General features: G+C 43.4%; 18 protein-coding genes. 14 read left to right on the forward strand and 4 right to left on the reverse strand.

Translation table 11 applies throughout. The features are described 5' to 3' along the window. The first annotated feature begins 21 nt into the window (after window positions 1-21). The 4 genes from nirB to cobA all read left to right on the forward strand — a co-directional run bounded on the left by nirB (window position 22) and on the right by cobA (window position 4,951). Entirely contained in the window at window positions 22-2,580 is a 2,559-nt protein-coding gene (nirB, locus tag AB4513_RS23465) for a nitrite reductase large subunit NirB (RefSeq protein ID WP_102257982.1), read from the forward strand. A gap of 15 nt (window positions 2,581-2,595) precedes the next feature. Next, window positions 2,596-2,919, forward strand: a complete 324-nt coding sequence (gene nirD / locus AB4513_RS23470) for a nitrite reductase small subunit NirD (RefSeq protein ID WP_102257983.1) — start codon at window positions 2,596-2,598, stop codon at window positions 2,917-2,919. Window positions 2,920-3,042: 123 nt separating this feature from the next. Beyond that, entirely contained in the window at window positions 3,043-3,858 is an 816-nt protein-coding gene (locus AB4513_RS23475; RefSeq protein WP_102257984.1) for a formate/nitrite transporter family protein, read from the forward strand. Between the two features lie 316 nt (window positions 3,859-4,174). Beyond that, the gene (gene cobA / locus AB4513_RS23480; protein WP_017102098.1) at window positions 4,175-4,951 is read left to right on the forward strand and encodes a uroporphyrinogen-III C-methyltransferase; all 777 of its coding nucleotides are present in this window, start codon (window positions 4,175-4,177) and stop codon (window positions 4,949-4,951) included. A 32-nt stretch (window positions 4,952-4,983) separates the two neighbouring features. On the opposite strand, the gene AB4513_RS23485 is transcribed toward cobA, so the two are convergent. Then, complete coding sequence (locus AB4513_RS23485) at window positions 4,984-5,580, reverse strand: DUF4174 domain-containing protein (RefSeq protein WP_102257985.1); 597 nt, start codon at window positions 5,578-5,580, stop codon at window positions 4,984-4,986. A 190-nt stretch (window positions 5,581-5,770) separates the two neighbouring features. Between AB4513_RS23485 and AB4513_RS23490 the strand changes: the two genes are divergently transcribed. The 3 genes from AB4513_RS23490 (at window position 5,771) to AB4513_RS23500 (ending at window position 8,372) form a co-directional block, all read left to right on the forward strand. Then, window positions 5,771-6,244 carry an NYN domain-containing protein gene (locus tag AB4513_RS23490; RefSeq protein ID WP_009845414.1) on the forward strand — a complete coding sequence of 158 codons (474 nt, stop codon included), beginning with the start codon at window positions 5,771-5,773 and terminating at the stop codon, window positions 6,242-6,244. Between the two features lie 80 nt (window positions 6,245-6,324). Then, window positions 6,325-6,990 (forward strand): response regulator transcription factor, encoded by a 666-nt coding sequence (locus AB4513_RS23495; RefSeq protein WP_102257986.1) that lies wholly within the window; start codon window positions 6,325-6,327, stop codon window positions 6,988-6,990. Further along, entirely contained in the window at window positions 6,987-8,372 is a 1,386-nt protein-coding gene (locus tag AB4513_RS23500; RefSeq protein ID WP_009845412.1) for a sensor histidine kinase, read from the forward strand. Before AB4513_RS23495 ends, AB4513_RS23500 begins: the two co-directional genes overlap by 4 nt. Before the next feature lie 200 nt (window positions 8,373-8,572). Here AB4513_RS23500 and AB4513_RS23505 read toward each other — a convergent pair whose 3' ends face one another. Continuing rightward, on the reverse strand, window positions 8,573-9,877 hold the full coding sequence (locus AB4513_RS23505; protein WP_102249619.1) for a dicarboxylate/amino acid:cation symporter: 1,305 nt from the start codon (window positions 9,875-9,877) through the stop codon (window positions 8,573-8,575). A 559-nt stretch (window positions 9,878-10,436) separates the two neighbouring features. Between AB4513_RS23505 and AB4513_RS23510 the strand changes: the two genes are divergently transcribed. The 7 genes from AB4513_RS23510 (at window position 10,437) to AB4513_RS23540 (ending at window position 17,664) form a co-directional block, all read left to right on the forward strand. Then, window positions 10,437-12,566: a TonB-dependent siderophore receptor gene (locus AB4513_RS23510; RefSeq protein WP_017102101.1), complete on the forward strand. Its 2,130-nt coding sequence runs from the start codon at window positions 10,437-10,439 to the stop codon at window positions 12,564-12,566. 178 nt (window positions 12,567-12,744) lie between these two features. Then, the gene (locus AB4513_RS23515) at window positions 12,745-13,512 is read left to right on the forward strand and encodes a DUF3450 domain-containing protein (RefSeq protein WP_102257987.1); all 768 of its coding nucleotides are present in this window, start codon (window positions 12,745-12,747) and stop codon (window positions 13,510-13,512) included. Then, complete coding sequence (locus tag AB4513_RS23520; RefSeq protein ID WP_102257988.1) at window positions 13,512-14,888, forward strand: MotA/TolQ/ExbB proton channel family protein; 1,377 nt, start codon at window positions 13,512-13,514, stop codon at window positions 14,886-14,888. Before AB4513_RS23515 ends, AB4513_RS23520 begins: the two co-directional genes overlap by 1 nt. After that, window positions 14,888-15,448, forward strand: a complete 561-nt coding sequence (locus AB4513_RS23525) for a MotA/TolQ/ExbB proton channel family protein (RefSeq protein WP_009845407.1) — start codon at window positions 14,888-14,890, stop codon at window positions 15,446-15,448. Before AB4513_RS23520 ends, AB4513_RS23525 begins: the two co-directional genes overlap by 1 nt. Continuing rightward, a complete protein-coding gene (locus tag AB4513_RS23530; RefSeq protein ID WP_004731145.1) occupies window positions 15,445-15,849 on the forward strand; it encodes a biopolymer transporter ExbD in 405 nt (134 codons plus the stop codon). Before AB4513_RS23525 ends, AB4513_RS23530 begins: the two co-directional genes overlap by 4 nt. Window positions 15,850-15,868: 19 nt before the next feature. Continuing rightward, window positions 15,869-16,489: an energy transducer TonB gene (locus AB4513_RS23535; RefSeq protein WP_009845405.1), complete on the forward strand. Its 621-nt coding sequence runs from the start codon at window positions 15,869-15,871 to the stop codon at window positions 16,487-16,489. Beyond that, entirely contained in the window at window positions 16,486-17,664 is a 1,179-nt protein-coding gene (locus AB4513_RS23540) for a hypothetical protein (protein ID WP_102257989.1), read from the forward strand. The genes AB4513_RS23535 and AB4513_RS23540 overlap by 4 nt, the downstream gene beginning before the upstream one ends. Window positions 17,665-17,830: 166 nt before the next feature. Here the strand turns inward: AB4513_RS23540 and AB4513_RS23545 are convergent, their stop codons facing one another. Continuing rightward, window positions 17,831-18,151 (reverse strand): hypothetical protein, encoded by a 321-nt coding sequence (locus AB4513_RS23545; RefSeq protein ID WP_102257990.1) that lies wholly within the window; start codon window positions 18,149-18,151, stop codon window positions 17,831-17,833. 165 nt (window positions 18,152-18,316) lie between these two features. Continuing rightward, window positions 18,317-19,411 carry a hypothetical protein gene (locus tag AB4513_RS23550; protein WP_102257991.1) on the reverse strand — a complete coding sequence of 365 codons (1,095 nt, stop codon included), beginning with the start codon at window positions 19,409-19,411 and terminating at the stop codon, window positions 18,317-18,319. Window positions 19,412-19,437: the final 26 nt, after the last annotated feature.

A 19,437-nucleotide genomic window follows, 5' to 3' on the forward strand; every position in this document is an offset into this window, starting at 1 on the left:
ATATAACCTTCAGGAATTCTTATGAGCAAGATGAAGCTAGTCGTAATCGGTAACGGGATGGTAGGCCATCGCTATATCGAAGATTTAGTCGAGAAGACAGATGTCGCTAACATGGACATCACGGTGTTCTGTGAAGAGCCTCGCGTAGCCTATGACCGTGTACACCTTTCTTCTTATTTTTCACACCATACTGCGGACGAACTTTCTTTAGTTAAAGAAGGCTTCTACGAGAAACACGGCATCAACATGCTGATCGGCGAACGTGCAATTAACGTTAACCGTGAGAAAAAGACTGTTTACTCAAGCACAGGTCGTGAAATTCAATACGACAAACTTGTTCTTGCAACTGGTTCTTTCCCATTCGTTCCGCCAATCAAAGGTCACGAAGGTAAAGACTGTTTCGTTTACCGTACAATCGAAGATTTGAAAGCGATTGAAGCAACCGCGAAGAACTCAAAGTCTGGTGTTGTTGTCGGTGGTGGCTTACTTGGCCTTGAAGCGGCGGGCGCACTGAAAGCACTTGGCGTAACCACACACGTTGTTGAGTTCGCTCCTAAGCTAATGGCTGAGCAACTTGACCAAGCGGGCGGTAACCAACTTCGTCAAAAAATCGAACGTATGGGCGTAAACGTTCATACAAGCAAAAACACGCTAGAAATTGCTCCTGAAGGCACTGAAGCTCGTAACGTGATGCGTTTTGCAGACGGAACTGAGCTAGAAACTGATTTCATCGTATTCTCTGCTGGTATTCGCCCACAAGACAAACTTGCTCGTCAAATGGGCCTAGGTATTGCACCTCGTGGCGGCATCGAGATTAATGATCACTGTCAAACGACAGACAAAGATGTTTATGCAATCGGTGAGTGTGCGTCTTGGAACCAAACGTTCTACGGCCTTGTTGCTCCTGGTTACAAAATGGCGACCGTTGCTGTTGACCACGTTGTTGGTAACGAAAGCACATTTGAAGGTGCCGACATGTCAGCGAAGCTAAAGCTTCTTGGCGTAAAAGTAGGTTCTATCGGTGATGCAAACGGTCGTACACCGGGTTGTAAGAGCTACGTTTACCAAAACGAAGAGTCTGAAGTTTACAAACGCATCATCGTTTCTGAAGATAACAAGAAACTGCTTGGTGCCGTAATGGTCGGTGACACATCTGATTATGGCGATCTTCTACAGCTAATGCTGAATGAAATCGAGCTACCAGAACACCCAGATGCATTGATTCTGCCTGCTCACGCGGGTGCAGAAAAACCAACACTTGGCGCGGATTCTTTACCAGAAACTGCCGTTATCTGTTCTTGTTTCGATGTAACGAAAGGCAAGATCGCTCAAGCGGTTGCTGAAGGTCACCACACCATTGGTGATATCAAAGCAGTCACTGGCGCAGGTACTGGTTGTGGTGGTTGTATTCCACTTGTGACTTCAGTGCTAAACGCTGAACTTGCTAAAGCCGGTGTGGAAGTGAAGAACGACGTTTGTGAGCACTTTGCTTACTCTCGCCAAGAGCTTTTCCACCTAATTCGCATCGAAGAAATCAAAACATTCGATGAGCTACTAGAGAAATACGGTAAAGGCTACGGCTGTGAAGTATGTAAACCTCTAGCGGGTTCTATTCTTGCTTCTTGCTGGGGTGAACACATCCTTAAGCCTGAACTAGTGAAACTGCACGATACCAACGATAACTTCCTAGGTAACATTCAAAAAGACGGCACTTACTCGGTTATCCCTCGTATGGCTGGTGGTGAAGTAACACCTCAAGCACTTAGTGTTCTTGCGGATGTGGCGGCTGAATACAACCTGTACACCAAAATCACGGGTGCACAACGTATCGGTCTGTTTGGTGCTCAGAAAGATGACTTACCAGCAATCTGGAAGAAGTTAATTGCTGCGGGTTACGAAACGGGCCAAGCTTACGCAAAAGCACTTCGCATGGCTAAGACATGTGTAGGTTCAACTTGGTGTCGTTACGGCGTTCAAGATTCAGTTGGCCTAGGCGTGATGATCGAGAACCGTTACAAAGGCATCCGTACTCCTCATAAGATGAAGTTTGGTGTGTCGGGCTGTACTCGTGAGTGTGCTGAAGCTCAAGGTAAAGATTTAGGTATTATCTCGACTGACGCGGGTTGGAACATGTACGTGTGTGGTAACGGTGGTATGAAGCCTCGTCACGCAGACCTACTGGCAAGCGACCTAGACCAAGAAACACTGTTGAAATACATCGACCGTTTCATGATGTTCTACATCCGCACGGCTGCGCCACTACAACGTACTTCGGTATGGATGGACAACCTAGAAGGTGGCGTTGACTACCTACGTGAAGTGATTGTTGATAACAAACTTGGCATCAACGACCAGCTTGAAGCTGACGTGGCTGGCCTAGTGGGTAACTTCGCTTGTGAGTGGACTGACACTATCAACGACGAAGCTCAACTTAAGCGCTTCTCACACTTCATCAATGCTGATGACCGTGATGAAAACGTTGTTTTTGTTGACGATGGCCGTGAACAACACCGCCCAGCAACATTCACAGAAAAACACCCAGAAGCGAAGGGCGATATCCTTCACGTTGAACTGGTTTAATTGGGAGACGACATCATGGCATTTACCAAAGTTTGTAAGATCGAAGACATTATTCCAGGTACCGGTGTTTGTGCGTTGGTTGGTGGTGAGCAAGTTGCTATTTTCCGCCCAACTAAAGCCGAAGAAGTGTTCGCTATTAGTAACACTGACCCGTTTTTTCAATCAAACGTTTTATCTCGCGGTTTAACGGTTGAGCACAAAGGTGAGCTTTGGGTGGCAAGCCCACTTAAGAAGCAACGCTTTAACCTAGCAACAGGTGTGTGCATGGAAGACGAGAGCTTCAGCGTGAAAGCGTATAAAGTTCGTATTACCAAAGGTGCTGTTGAAATCTCAGCATAATCGAATACGTAACAAGATTTGATAGATCAAGGGTTCTAGTTCCCGACATTGCCTTAGTTCGGCAGCTAGAGCCTTTTCCCATCCAATTTTAACTTTTAATTTTAACTTTTTAAGGACAACCTTATGTCTCCTGATTTTAAACCAGCTGAATTCGTTCAAACGATGATCGATGTGGGTGAAGCGAAAACGAAAACAAGTACTCGCGATCTTCTTATTCGAAGCACAATGGCAGGCATCATTCTTTCTCTTGCTGTTGTTGTGGCAATTACGACTATCGTGCAAACAGGCATTGGTATTGTTGGCGCTCTAGTATTCCCAGTGGGCTTCGTCATTCTAAGTGTTATGGGCTACGACCTAGTAACGGGTGTATTTGGCCTTGCTCCTTTAGCGAAATTCGATAACCGCCCAGGTGTGACTTGGGGCCGTGTTCTACGTTGTTGGGGTATTGTTGGTCTTGGTAACCTTATCGGTTCTTTAATTGTTGCAGTGTTAGTGGCAATTTCACTTACAGGTAACTTCTCTTTAGATCCAAACGCAGTAGCACAAAAGTTCATTGCGGTTTCTACAGCTCGTAGCTTAGGTTTTGAAAACATGGGTATGGACGGATGGATCACGTGTTTCGTACGCGGTATCTTCTGTAACCTAATGGTATGTCTAGGCGTGATTGGTAACATGACAGCACGTACTGTGTCTGGTCGTGTAGCAATGATGTGGTTCCCAATCTTCATCTTCTTCGCACTAGTATTTGAGCACACAGTGGTAAACATGTTCCTATTCCCACTGGGTATGATTCTTGGCGCTGACTTCGGTATCGCGACATGGTTGAACTTCAACCTTATCCCAACAATCTTAGGTAACATCGTTGGTGGCCTACTGTTAACGTGTGTTCCTCTATACCTGACTCATGCTAAAACAGCTCCTTCTCTAGGCGCGAAGTAATACGGTAAACGTAAGTTAGTATGAGATTGAAAGCCCCAACAACGTGTTTGGGGCTTTTTTAGTTTGAAAGCTGTCAATGTATTCTCGGGCAGAAAACACCTTAGTTATCATAGATGCGTTGTTTGCTATTGAGCAAAACATCCGCAATAGATTGTTTTGTTATAATTATTTCTATCTTCGTTAGTATTTAGACTGAATATTTATTTCAACACCTGATAGTCTAAGAGTTAAGGATTTTGATAAGTCATCATGAATACAGTGACTTATCACATAGATTGAAGCTTGAGATAAAACAAGCAAACCTTCGGAGCGCAGAATGTCAGAAGTATCGTCATCGAATGTTAAAGAAGTAAGCAATGGATTTGTTTCATTGGTAGGTGCAGGTCCGGGCGACCCAGACCTACTTACACTAAAAGCCGCACGAGTGATTCAACAAGCAGACGTTTTGGTTTATGACCGCTTGGTATCAAAAGATATCTTAGCGATGGCTAATCCAGAAGCTGAAATGTTGTATGTGGGTAAGAAGCTCGATCACCACTGCGTACCACAAGATCAGATCAACCAACTATTGGTGACCAAAGCACAAGAAAACAAGCACGTTGTGCGTCTAAAAGGTGGTGATTCGTTTATCTTTGGCCGTGGTGGCGAAGAGTGCGAAACGTTAGCTGAGAATGACGTGAGATTTGAAGTGATTCCTGGCATTACTGCAGCCGCAGGAGCGACCGCATATGCGGGAATTCCATTGACTCACCGTGACCACGCGCAAAGCGTACAGTTTATTACGGGTCATTTGAAGAAAGATGGCGAAGATATTGACTGGCGTTCTCTTGCTCAACACAATCACACGATCGTGTTTTACATGGGCTTGAAAGAGAGTCCGAATATTCAGAAGAATTTACTCGATAACGGTATGCGAGAAGACATGCCAGTTGCGATTATCGAAAATGGCACTCGCCAAGAACAGAAAGTGTTTAGAGGTGGGCTACGTGACCTAGCTGATCTTGCTGGCGTTGCAAAGAGCCCAGCACTGATTGTGGTTGGAAGTGTTGCTCAGCTCCATGAAAAACTGGCTTGGTTTAACAAGCCAGCTTAAGTGATTGATGATCAAGCTTAGCTGACTAAGAATCAAATACTGCAGCGGCTACTCTGTCGCTGCATTTCTTGTTGGCGCATGGGCATTTCGTCAATAATATTGGTGATTAAACTCCAGTCGGTTTTACCACTCCACCTGTGTTTCTCTTTCCCGTCTTTGCCAATCAACACGGCAGTGTGTGAACCTTTGGGTATTCCATAACTGTTAGTCACTGCATCCAAATTAAACTCTTCAACTAACCATGCAGGAACGGTGTAGCCGCTTTCGGCGATGACCATGATAACTACATCTCGCTCGTCCAATTGACAATTGTTAATCAAGACTTCATTGAGAAACTCTTTTACGATCGAATCTTCTGTTGGAGCGAAATAAATAACACTGCGGTGTGGCAGAGCCTTGGAATGAGAGTAGGCTGGGTAGGCGTGTAACGAGTTGACCGACAGAATCATAAACATAACCGTGCTTGTTATTAGAGCGTTCAGTGGTTTGGAAATTACGTTTGTTCCCGATGCCTTAGTTATCGCTGCCTTAGTTATGGCAGCGTTAGTTATTGCCGCGCAGCAACGTGTCAATACTGAGTCAAAGGTGTCGCTGCCAAGGCATGATCTGATTATTTGTCGGTACTGCATGTTCCACCTTCCTCGGTAAACTCAAACAAGCTCTAAGTTAATGGCAACTACGTTAAGCTAGCAATAGCTACGCTAAGCCAATAATAAGTACGTTAAGCATAGCCAATGAGTTCATTTTTATTAAATAAAGCGACTCGCATTTTAGAAGTGAATAGAATAGGGTATACGGAAAATCTAAAGGTATGAATTTATGGAAAACATAGCAATTTTGGTCGACGTTCAGAACGTTTACTATACAACACGCGATAAATACCGTTCTAACTTCGACTATAACCAGTTTTGGTATGTTGCCACGGAAGGACGTAACGTTGTCGAAGCCAATGCTTACGCAATCTCAAGCCAAGATCCTAAACAGCGCCAATTCCACCATATCCTTCGTGGTGTTGGTTTTAATGTGAAGCTAAAACCGTTTATTCAGCGTCGTGATGGTAGCGCCAAAGGGGATTGGGATGTCGGTATCGCGTTAGACGCGATAGAGCTTGCGGAGACGGTTGATACGATTGTTTTGGTATCAGGAGACGGTGATTTTGAAATCTTGGTAGAGCGAATCAAAGAGCGTTTTGGAAAGCCTGTTGAAGTGTATGGCGTTCCTGGGTTAACAGCTCAAAATCTTATCGATTCTGCCTCAAAATTTGTACCGATTGAAAAAGATTTTCTTCTATAGAGGAAATCACGCACTTTATAATTGAAATCAATAATAACGATAATTAGAATGCAAACAGTTCTTATTTATCGGTGTGTGAAATGTCTCGTGTTTTAGTTGTTGATGATGATATTCAGTTGTGTGAGTTACTGGGTGAAGTGTTGGAAAATGAAGGGTATCACGTTGATACCGTTCATTGCGGTGAATCAGCTCTAGAGTTTATTCAATCAAATCCTGTTGATTTAGTCTTACTCGATGTGATGCTCCCTAATTTAAGTGGTATTCAAGTCGCAAGACGTATTTGTCAGCGTTTTGCTACTCCTATCCTTATGCTAACTGCGCTTAATGATGATGCCTCCATGCTAGATGGCTATCAAGCCGGGGCAGATCAATACATCGCTAAGCCTTTCAATGTTCCTGAGCTTTTGACCCGGATTAAGGTGATCTTACGCCGAGTTGGGTTTGAGCGACAAAGACAATCAATGGCTTCATCTAATCAAGGTTTGTGCGAGCAACTTACCCGTTTACCTTTAACCGGCACTGAAAAAGAGTTGCTCGATTATCTGATCAAAAATAATGGAATCGTTGTATCAAAATCTGACTTGCAAGTACATGTATTGAAGAAAGAACTGTGTCCATTCGACCGTAACTTAGATATGCATATCAGCAACATACGTCGAAAATTGGTGCAGGCTGGCTTATCAAAGCAACATATTAAAACTGTGCGCGGTCAAGGCTACAGCTACCTAGAGTCGGTAGGAGCATGAGTAACTGGTTTCTACGGTGCCCTGATTTCGTTATCAAGCGTAAGGATGGCTTAACGTTTCAGCTGTTCAGTTGCCTGACCGTGATTTTAGTCAGTATCCTCATCCTTCAAGGTGTCGCAGAACGAGCGCTGATGAAAGCCTTGTTGAAGGTACCTGAACCTGTCAAAGCTGAAATGTTGGATTTGGCTTATCAAGCTAATGTACTGATCGAAGAAGGGGACATGGATGAGCTTGCCGACTGGGGCAATGCCCAACGTTATTATTTATTCATTATCGATGAAAACAACCGACCTATTACCCACCGACACATGCATCCGCATTTTGAATTTAAGTTGAAGTACCTGCGTACATTAGACCATCAACTCAGTGATCGTGTGAGTAAGCCTATCTTCGGCTTGCCACTTGATAACGGCAATACACTCGTGATCCAACTGCCAGGGCAGTTTCATCCAGCAAAATCCTTTGCTCCGTATTCCTATGCGCTGAAAGCTGTGATTGCTTTGATCGTGTTATCGCTCTTTTCCATTATTATGGCGAAAAGTCTGCAGCAGCCACTCGATCGTTTAAGGGAGGCCAGTCGAAGGCTCGCACAAGGAGACTTTTCAGTGAGTGTCGTGTCTGAGTTGGATTCAACTACACGTGAATTCAATGAGCTTGCCAATGATTTTGACCATATGACCTTTGAGATTAAGTCTCTGGCTGAAAAGCAGCGTCGTTTGATTCGTGATGTATCACATGAGTTGAGGACACCGTTAGCAAGGCAGAATCTCGCATTACATTTACTACGTAGTAAGGTCGATGAAAAAAGTATGGGTTTACTCGAACGGATGGAAAGCGAAACGGAAGAGATGAATAAGCTGGTGGGTGAAATTCTTGAGTTCAGCCGCCTAGAAACCTCTCGTTATGATTCTAAGTTAACTCCAATGCATCTTGAGCAGTATTGCTCAATGCTCATTGTACAGATGCAAAATGACTTGAAACCTAATCAAACTTTGACTGGTGATTTGGAAACAGCAACATCAATGGTTAATGTTGATGAGAGGCTACTTTTGAGGGTGATCAGTAACCTTGTAGGAAATGCGATCAAATACGCAGGGGGCAATGCGGATATTGTCGTTAAGACCTACGGGCAGGTTAATGATAAGCGTTACAGTGTCATTTCTGTGGAGGATGATGGTGAAGGTATTCCAGATAACAAGATTGCAGATATCTTTGACCCGTTTACCCGCATCGAGTCAGCCAGAGATAAACAGTCTGGTGGTTACGGTCTTGGACTCGCGATCGTTAAGGAAGCTATGGGAGTGATGAATGGGCATGTTACCGCTGAGAACAGAGAAGGTGGGGGACTTAGAGTGAACCTTATGTTTCCTATCGTAGATTAAGCTTTAGGCTCAGCATTCACGCTCAGCCCCTGTAATGAGAAAATAGATGAGAGTTGAATCGTTTCGGCTCAAAGTGAACCCAATAAAAAACGCCACTGTATCAGCAGTGGCGTTTTTGTATACACGCTTTTCATTATCAGGCTAAGGCACAGCCATTAATTGCGCCTTGGCTTGAAAGTAAGAGCACCAGAGAAGCTAGATTATGCCTGTTGGCGTGCTAGCTTTACTTCTTCTTCTTTCTCACCGGCTGCTGGGTCATTGAAGCGAGCTTCGTCAAAAGATCCTTCAGATTTAGCCACAATGATAGTTACGGCACTATCACCAGTGATGTTTACGGCAGTACGGATCATGTCAAGAAGACGGTCAACACCCATGATTAATGCGATACCTTCGAGCGGCAGTCCAACTTGGTTCAATACCATCGCCAACATAACAAGACCAACACCAGGAACACCTGCAGTACCAACAGAAGCCAGTGTCGCTGTTAGGATCACCATTAGGTAATCACCCATAGTCAGGTCGATGTTGTACGCTTGTGCGATAAACGCCGTTGCAACACCCTGCATGATAGCAGTACCGTCCATGTTGACAGTTGCGCCTAGTGGAACTGTGAACGAAGCGACTTTGTTGTCTACGCCCATGCGGTTTTTAGCCGTTTCCATTGTCACTGGAATCGTTGCGTTTGAAGATGCTGTTGAGAATGCAAACATGATTGCATCTTCCATCTTACGTAGGAACGTAATTGGGCTAAGGCCTGTAAACCCTTTAAGCATCGCACTGTAAGTTACTAAACCGTGTAACAGTAGAGTACCAGCTAACACTAAGAAGTATTCCGCTAGGTTCCAAATCGCGCCCAAGCCAAGGCCTGAGAACAGTTTAGCCATCAAGAAGAACACACCGTAAGGCGCAAGGTTCATCAGAAGAGCGACAAGCTTCATGATCACTTCGTTCAAGTCGGAGAAAACCGCGGCGATACGCTCGCCAGGTTTACCCGCTGCACTGATTGCAATACCAAACAATACAGCAAATACGATAACTTGTAGCGTTTTGCCCTCAGCCATCGCCTGAATAGGGTTGGTCGGGAACATGTCGATGATGACTTGGCCCAAAGAAGGAGCATCAGCTGATTTGAAAGAGCTCGCAGCAGTAAGATCCGCACCCGCTCCAGGTTGGAACAAATTACCGATAGTCAGTGCTAGAGTGATAGCAACAGCAGTAGTACCGATATAAAGAGCAAGTGTTTTGCCACCCATACGGCCAAGAGTTGATAAATCTTTAAGAGAGCTTGTACCGCACACGAGTGAAACGAAGACGAGTGGTACAACAAGCATTTTTAAACTGGCGACAAAGATCTGTCCGCCTACTTCAAAGAGTCCGTTAACGATGTAGTTGTTAACAAATCCGCTGTCTGCAAAAAGGGATTGAATGGCAAATCCCGTTAATATGCCCACGACCATGCCGAGGATAACTCGACCAGTTAGAGACATAGGTTTCTTGGTATTCATTTAGAACACTCCTTATTATTTATAACTTTGATACCTTTCCAAAGTGAGCAGGAGATTAGCAGTCGGTTGTTTAAATCGAAAAACAAAAAATGAGTTTGGAATTACAGATGTGATCATAATCACTGATAATCGTTCAAATAAAACAAATTAAAACAAAATAATTCACCAGTCATTTACATTTATCGAGTGTTTTATACAAAAAATCGTCGTTCTGAAGGTAATAAATAAGATAAGAGGATTTTGTTATAGATGTTTGCTTATTACATTGACTGCGCAAATGGCGGTGTTTCAAAAAGTTTGGCGCATAGAACCGATTTTTAATTCAAGTGCTCGTTAAATGACTGTATTGAATTGGTTTCTTTTAACTGCAGGTTAACGACTCGTCAGCTCGTCTTTACAAAACTTTACGAATGCAAAGAATGTAAATTTAATGCAAATAGTAATAGTTATCACTTATATTCCCCCTCGAAATAATTCAGTGGTACCGGAAACGGTCTAACGGACACATCGAATAAATAACAAAGTGTTCGTCTAAAAGAATAAAAGTGGAGAAAAGGACATGTTTTCAAAAAAGCCATTGGCTTTAGTGATCGGCGCAGTATTAGCTTCACCAGCAGTATTGGCAGAAGCAGTAAAAACTGACGAGCATATGGTTGTTGAAGGTCGTGATTACGGTTATAAAGCCGACACGAATACAACAGCAATGCGCATGGAGGCGACTCAATTAGAGACTCCAGGACAAGTTACGATTATCAGTGAACAAATCATTGATGAGCAACGCGCAAGCACGCTTGGCGAAGTATTAAAAAATGATGCGTCAATTTCAGCGGGTTCTAAATCAACAAACCGTGAGCGCTTCAACCTACGTGGTTTCTCTCTAGGAAGCAGTTCTGGTTACTTGCGCGATGGCGTTCAACACTGGTCTCATTACCGTCAACCGGTAGAACTACTAGAACGTGTTGAAGTACTAAAAGGTCCTGCAGGTTTGCTCTACGGTAAATCAGCACCTGGTGGCCTTGTTAACATGGTTGCTAAGAAGCCTACGTATGAAACTCAAGTTAGCGTAAGCCAAGACATTGGTTCTGACAGCTACACACGTACTACCGCTGATGTAAGCGGTTCATTGAACGATGATCAAACTCTACGTGCTCGTCTTATTGTTTCACAAGAAAACCAAGACTCTTACCGCACACGTTTTGACGGCACAGATGTAGAGACTGACCGCTTTGTTGGTGGCCTATTTGTTGATTACGATATCAACGAAGATGTGATGCTATCTGCGCATTACGACCGTACTCAAGAGTTGGGTGATCTAGATAACGGCTCAAAGATTGATACGAAAACAGGTAAAGCGATTACCCCAAATACGGTTAATGACCAACGCTTCGCACAAACAGACAACGACGTAGCAAACTACGGTGTGGCTGTTACAGCAAACTTGAGCGATACATGGGCAGTTAAATCGGGTATCAGTCGTCAGTTTTACGAACGTCGCCGTACTGAATCAGATAACGTTATTGATTCAAAGAAAGACAGAAAAACCAAGAAAACACTAGGTTATGGTTACAAAGTGTCAGACCGTCATGATGAGTGGACGTTTGATACGGCTTACGTGGATTTTACTGGTGATGTTGATGCATTTGGTGTGAATCACCGTCTGTTGGTGGGTGCAAATGGGTTGCACTACGATTACAAGCGCCTGTACGTATCAGACTATGCTTGTTTTAACGCTTCTGAAGCAGACACAATGAAAGAGTGTGGCAAAGGCTTTGATATGCCTGCAGACATTCACTATAACAACGATGATTCAGTATCACACTCGAAGAGCCAACACTACGGTCTATATCTTCAAGATTTAGTGACGTTCAATGAACAGTGGCAAGCACTTGCTGGTGTTCGTTTCGCTTACGATGATACAACGAGCAGTTCTGGTAAAGAAGAGAGCTACAATAACATCCTACCTAAGTTCGGTGCGATTTACTCTCCGGCGCCAAACGGTTCTATTTACGCGGTTTACTCTGAAAGTTTTGAACCTGTAAGTGAGATTTCTGATAAAGATGATGTGAACTTCGGCCAGTCTCAAGATGCGAAGAAAGGTACACTTTATGAGCTAGGCTCAAAGTGGGAACTGTTTGATGAGCGTTTATTCGTATCAGGAGCAGTATTCCAGATCACACAAACGAACATGCAAGTTACAGAAGACCTTCCTGCATCTCATGCAAAAGATACTCGTACTACACAGGTGGGTGAGCAAGTTCACACTGGTGTGGAGCTAGCTGCGACGGGCTACGTGACGGATGCGTTCTCTGTAAGTGCATCAACAATGTTCTTAGATGCTGAATATAAGAATGACCCTGCTCTTAATGGTAAAACACCAGCAGACGTTCCTGAATTTACTGCAAGCATCTGGTCTACTTACGCATTCAACAACGGTACTGATGTAAACCTAGGTGTGTATCACGTAGGTGAGCGTTACACTGAAAGTGCTAACACGTTTAAGAAAGACGCTTACACTCGTGTAGATGCTGGTGTTGCACATACGATTAAGTACGATGAAAACTTAGACTTTGTTGCACGCTTTAATGTAGAGAACTTATTCGATACAGATTACCTAGAAGGTGGCAGCACTCGCGGCGTTGTTGTTGGCGAAGGTCGTAACTACATGGCTACGTTACAGGTAAAATACTAATTTGTTAGTAGGGTACTATTGGCAGCTTAAATATTAAGGGGAAGGTTTCGACTTTCCCCTTTCTTGATTCTGCTATTTAGTAAAAATACCCCTAGCAATGCGAGTGGTTTTTAATGATAATGAGACTGCTTATCAATAAAACTCATTTGTTCTTCTTCTAAAGTAAATGACTACAATTATGAATCTTTTAAAAACTAGCCTAGCACTTGCCATCAGTTTGGTTGCAACGTCATCGATGGCAAACAGCTTGGATCAAGCTCAATCAATTCAAAACAAGACCAATAACGCGTCGGCTTCGAGCCAAAAGGTTATTGATAAAAGCTCACAAGCAACATTATTGTTGCAAGCTGAGGTTGAGCGTCTGCAAGAAGAAGTGAAAAATTTAGAAATCTATCACGATCATCTTGCCGCATTGGTTAAGAGCCAAGATCAAGAAGCGCAGAGTATTGAAGGGCAGATCGACGAAATCAAACTAACACGTCAAGGTGTTGTGCCTTTAATGTACAAGATGATCGATGGTCTCCGGGAAGTTATTGAAAGCGATCTACCTTTCAAGACAAATAGCCGTCTGCGTCGCGTTGAAAAGCTGAAAGCGATGATGACTCGTGCTGATGTCAGTGATGCTGAAAAATATCGCCGTATTTTAGAGGCGTACCAAATTGAAGTGGATTACGGTATTAAGCTAAGTTCTTATTCAAGCCGTGTCGAGTTAAGTCAAGATAAAGTGCTTGAAGTTGATATTTTGCATCTTGGCCGCATTTCACTGGTCGCTCGTAACTTAAATGGTACCCAATATTGGTCTTGGGACCAAAATAGCGATCAATGGCAAGAGTTGGATTCTTCGATGAAATCTGAGTTGGACAAAGCGTACGATATTGCTAATAAGCAAGCGTCTCCAAGCTTAATTACTTTACCTGTTTCTTTAACTGTTGCGGAGGTTAAGTAATGAACTTAAAGCCATTAGCAGCATTGCTTTGCATTACGTCAATTTCATTTTCTGCTTTCTCTGCATCAGACACGACAGCTCAGCTTGTTAACAAAGCAAAATCAGAGAGTCGCACGCAAGCGTCTCATAACGTAATTCGTGAAGCTGACTTTAAAAAGACAGAACAACAACTCAAAGCGATCAAAGCACAGCTTGAAGCTAAACGTAGCTCTATTCAAGGTGCGACCGATGTTCTGACTCAGACATTCAGTGATAACGAAAACAAGCTTGCTCGTTTAGAAGAGAAACTGCGTTTAGAAACAGGTAGCTTAGGTGAGTTGTTTGGCGTTGTAAGACAAAATGCAAAAGACCTTGAACATGAGCTTACGGATACAGTAACTAACGTAGATCGCGCAGCGTATACAGAAACTGTTTATCAAATCGTGGACGCAAAATCATTACCGTCAATGCCCCAGTTAACAGGTCTTTGGTTGAGCATGATGGAGCAAATTCAAGCAAGTTCAGAGATAAGCAAGTCGACAGTTTCACTAGTTAATAGTGAAGGGGTCACTGAAAAGGCAGAAGCTTATCGACTGGGTTCTATTGGCTTAGTTGCTGAGTCAGGTTACGTATGGTGGGATGCTAGACATCAAGATGCAATAGTTTACTTGAAGCAGCCTTCACAAGGTCCAACACTGGCGTCGCTTTCTACTTTAGCTAATGGCGAAGTGTCTAACGTGGTCGTCGATCCTTCTCGTGGATTCATGCTAGAACAATTAGCTTTGGAACCAAGCCTAGCTGATCGTCTGCAAGCCGGTGGCCTAGTAGGTAAAGTTATTCTTGGCTTGTTGGCAATTGGCTTAATCATCGCATTGGTTCGTGGTATTTCTTTGGCTATCGCTCGTCAGAAGATTCGCGCTCAACTTAAAAAACCTGAACAAGCGGGAGACAACCCTCTGGGTCGTGTTCTTGCGGTTTACAGCAAAGAGAAAAATCAAACAGTAGAAGCATTAGAACTGCGACTTTTAGAAGCGGTAGTGGATGAACAAACTCACCTAGAGAAAGGTTTATCAATGCTGAAGCTTCTAGCTGCTCTAGCACCAATGCTTGGCTTGCTAGGTACCGTAACCGGCATGATAGAAACATTCCAAGTGATCACACAGTTTGGTAATGGTGACCCTAAAGTAATGGCGGGCGGCATTTCGATGGCACTTGTTACAACGGTACTTGGCCTTGTTGCTGCAATGCCACTGCTATTGGCACACAACATTCTGAGTACTCAGTCAGAGAACATTCGTAATATTTTGGAGAAACAGGGCATTGGCCTTGTTGCTGAGCAGGCAGAGAAGTCTATTGAACCAAGCGCTGTTGTTTCACAAGTTGGGACTGCCGCGTAATGGATATTTTGTCGGGTTCTCTATTACCAGCGAGTTGGTTAACGAGTAACTGGCTGCTGTCTTTATCAAACTTTATGGATCAGGGCGGTTTCGTCCTGTGGTGGCTAGCGGCTGTCGTCCTCGTTTTTTGGGTACTTGTGGTAGAACGTGTGCTTTATCTCGCGTTCTATTTTCCAAAGCAACGCCAAGCTTGGATTACAAAGTGGCATGAAAGAGAAGATCACTCTTCTTGGCATGCTAAAGCCATTCGTGAAGGTTGGTTGGGGCAAGCGAGTATCTTGCTTAACCAAAACTTGAACTTTATTAAGCTGTTAGTTGCTATTTGTCCGATGTTGGGTTTGCTCGGTACCGTAACCGGTATGATCTCCGTTTTTGATGTCATGGCGACTCAAGGAAGCAGTGATCCTAAATTGATGGCCTCAGGTATCTCGTTGGCAACTTTACCAACGATGGCGGGTATGGTTGCTGCATTAGCGGGCATGTTTGTTCATGCTCGTTTAGCGAAAGTCTGTAACCGCTTAGAATTGAAATTAGAAAAATCTTTAAGGAGTCAACGATGAGACTCGGTCGACGTCATTCTAAAAACGAAGAGGCTCAAATAGACCTTACTTCGATGCTTGATATCGTATTCATCATGCTTATTTTCTTCATTGTGACGAGTTCATTTGTTCGTGAATCTGGTGTTGAAGTCAATCGCCCGCAAGCTTCAAATGTAGTGAGCCAAAAAGATGCAGGTATCTTTGTCGCGATTACTTCTGCGAATGACATTTTCATAGATAAACGTGTTGTGGATGTTGAACGTGTTCAAGCGACGTTAGAACACTTGTTGCTAGAACAACCTGATGCTTCTTTGGTTATTCAGGCGGACGAGCATGCTTATAACGGTACGGTTGTTAAAGTGATGGACGCTGCCAAAGGTGCGGGTGTTAAAAATATTGCGCTTGCAGCTGAAAAGCGATGATCTTGGAGGATCTTAATCAATGATTCGCCTATTTCTTGCATTACCTTTAGCGGGAGCGTTGGGTTTAGCACTATTTTCTTTCATGGCTTGGATGGTCGATAATGGACACCAACGTTCGCCAGACAACAGTGAGACGTTAAGTTTCAACATGGTGATGGTTGAACAAGAACAAGAAGTACAGAGAAGACAACGTGCAGTCCCGGAACAACCCGAAATGCCAGAGCCGCCACCGCAAGCGCAAACGTCTCAGTCGCAAGCTGAAGTAACGCCTCTGAATTCAATGTCTTCACTGTCTTCACTGGATTTGAATACTTCAATTGAAGGCCTAGCGATTAACGCTCCAACATTTTCTGATTTTGGGTCAAATCAACAGGTAATGCCGCTTTATCGAGTTGAACCTCGATATCCAGCAAAAGCGCTAAAGCGTGGCGCAGAAGGGTATGTCATTTTGTCTTTTACAATCGATGAAACAGGACGTTCTGTTGATATTCAAGTTACGGATGCAAATCCACGTCGTATGTTTGAACGTGAAGCGATAAGAGCACTTAAAAAATGGAAGTATCAACCAAAAGTCGTCGATGGAAAAGCGGTAGCGCAGGTTGGTCAAACCGTGAAACTAGAGTTTAAGTTGGCAAAATGATGAAACAGATATGGATATTAGTGGGCTTGTTGATAATGCCCCTTACAGTACAGGCAAAAGAGCTTACCCAATACACCGTTATTCGTGTTCAAAAGGCGAATAAACTTGCTCAAGAGGAGCAGGTTAAACAGGCGATTGAGGTTTTGGCTAGTTTGGAGTTATCTAAAGGCTATGACAAAGCCTATGTCGCTCGCATGCTTGGTGTGTTTTACTGGCAAGATGGTAAAACAGAGACGGCAATCAAGCAGCTTACTTATGCAGTGGATAGTGGCTTATTGGTCGATGAACAAGCTTGGGTAACGAAACGTATGTTAGCTGATTTACTGCTTAGCGAGCAGGATTTTAAAGCGGCATTACCACACTATTATGAGCTCGTTAAAACAGCACCGGAAACTGAAAAGAAAGACACGCTATGGATGCGAATTGCTCAAGCTGAATACCAAATTGAAAACTGGACGAAAGTACTGGTGGCCATTGGTAATCGCGACAAGTTCAATTCAAAACCACAGTTGTCGCCTCTCTCGTTAAAGCTGGGTGCTCAACTACAGTTAAAACAATGGAAGCAATCAATTCCTACGTTAGAAAGTTTAGTTGAACTTCAACCCGAAAAAGACAACTGGTGGCGTCAACTGGTCGGGATTCAGTTAAGGCTAGAGCGTAGCCGAGATGCGTTGAATACCTTAGCGCTTGCTGAGCTACAAGGTGTTGAACTGAATAATTCAGACCGTAGGCTACTTGCTCAACTGTACGCGAAACGAGGCATCCCTGAGCGCGCTGCGCAAGAAATTAGCAAGTTAGATGACGCAAACAGCGATGTTCAACTTCTGGCTGAGCAAGCAACCTACTGGCAGCTAGCGAAAGAGTGGGACAATGCTATTGAAGTGTGGACGTTAGCGTCGAATATGAACACTCGATACCATTGGAATGTTGCTCAATTATTGGTTCAGCAAGGTTACTACAAGCGAGCTCTGGTTGTTTTAGACAAAGTGAAAGACAAGAACAAGCAAGCTGACGTTGCATTAGCGAAAGTACGTTCATGGTATAAGTTGAAGAACTTAGATAATGCTCTCGCTCAAGCTAAGCGCGCGAACAACATTGAACCGTCTCCTGAGGCTAAAGGGTGGATCAAATATCTTACTCAGCTACGAACAGTCAGTGATAACGGAAACGTCTAACCGCTCATAGCAAACAGAAGACAAGAAACAGCATATTAGAAACAAGAAAAGCAAAAGGGTGTCATTTGATTGTTCAAATGACACCCTTTTTTATATATTGAATAAAATTGAGCCTTAGTGCTTCATTAGGCCTTGCTGTTTGATCGAGGTATGAGCAAAGGCAAAGTTAAGGGCTGCACATCTCGCCACTGTGTGATCCCGCAATGATCACTCCGCTTTGGTCTACAATCCAGTTAATGGTGCAGTCACGATAGGGGTTTTTGAAAGAATGTTGTATTTCACCATTCTCGAGTGAGGTTTGAGTTTCCACCCAAGCAAATGTGCGTGACTCCCAAAATGTAACGGCTTGAGAGTGGGGCGTTAAATACAAAGCTTGCGCATCGGTAATATTGGAACCGATGTAACTCTCGATATGTTCGTCAGTACTAACAATCTGGCTAGTACAAGCGCTGATAAAAATCATAGCAATGGGAATATAGATACGCATTAAAAATCCTTTTTAGTGAGTATGATTATTCATATATCTAAATATACAACAGCGTTATTTAAATTAGTAAACACGCCATTGCAGTATCTCTATCTTAGCCATGATTAACCCCCAACCTTTGTCTGAAAACGTGACATACCGACGAACCGGAGTGGACATACTGAGTTATCTCAGTGAAGAGTATTTTATTGCGTCCTTTTCAAATTGAGCGACTTTAGAGCCTACTGATTTTAGTGCTCGTTGATATGCATCAACATCATGCCCGACAACAGATAATGCAGCGTCGTAAGGCGACATTGCTTTTTCCAGTTGTTCTATTTTGTAACCAAGTTGGTCTAAAAGATAAATGACAGAGGCGCCACTGTTATAAAAAACGTAGAATCCAAAGTGCCACTTTACGTCTTTTTTATTTTTTAGATTCAAGCTAAAACTTCTTCCTTTATCGAAGCTCAAGCTATTGTTTTTATATACTTTTCTGGCTGTTAAGACGGTGATGTATTCTGCCGAGCCTTCTATGCGTTCTTGTGCTAGGGCCATGTTCTCAACCAACGATGTATTGTCGTTAAGCATTTGTCGTTGCCTAATTGCCACATATTGTTTCAACAGCTCACGAGCTTCCACCTTAGTCAATTTTCTAGGTAGTCCATCAAACAGCTCGGTGAGTATTAACTCGTCTTGGATAATGCTTTTGGTTGTAGGGTAATTGTCAACGTCCTGTCGCCAATTGCTTTTGTTCGCCCAAGAGGTTTGATAGATGTGGAATACCTCATGAGGCGCAAATAAAAGGTCATTGGTAAATGGGTGTTGATTGTTAGCGACTGCATCCGTGTATTTTTGTGCGTAGTATTTGTGACCATCAATAAGTAAGTCGAAGGTGTACAGGTTATTTGAACCGTTGTTTATCTTAGTTACGGCACTATGCATTTCCTTTTTGTATTCATAGATTTTCATACCACCAGATTCTGCTGAACTGATCTTGGTCGCACTTTTTAGAACTGACTGAGGATTAATAATGAATGCATTTATAGGCTCATCTTTAGCATTGACACGAATCAGGTAGTGGGGTCTTTTGGCGTAATTATATCCATCCCAGTAATTCAATTTCATGTATGCTCCGATCTGCTTGATCATCGCTTTGTCAGCCACATTTTCAACGCTAGCAACGGCCGTCGGTGTCGTGGATTTAGGTGAACTCGAGCTTGAATTTGAATTACAAGCAGACAGTAGAAGAATGGTTACCCCTAGCAATAAACTTTTCATGATGACCCTTATCTAAGCAAATGTTG

Origin of the sequence: Vibrio sp. 10N.222.54.E6, from assembly GCF_041473955.1 — a bacterium.
Lineage (GTDB): Bacteria > Pseudomonadota > Gammaproteobacteria > Enterobacterales > Vibrionaceae > Vibrio > Vibrio tasmaniensis_A.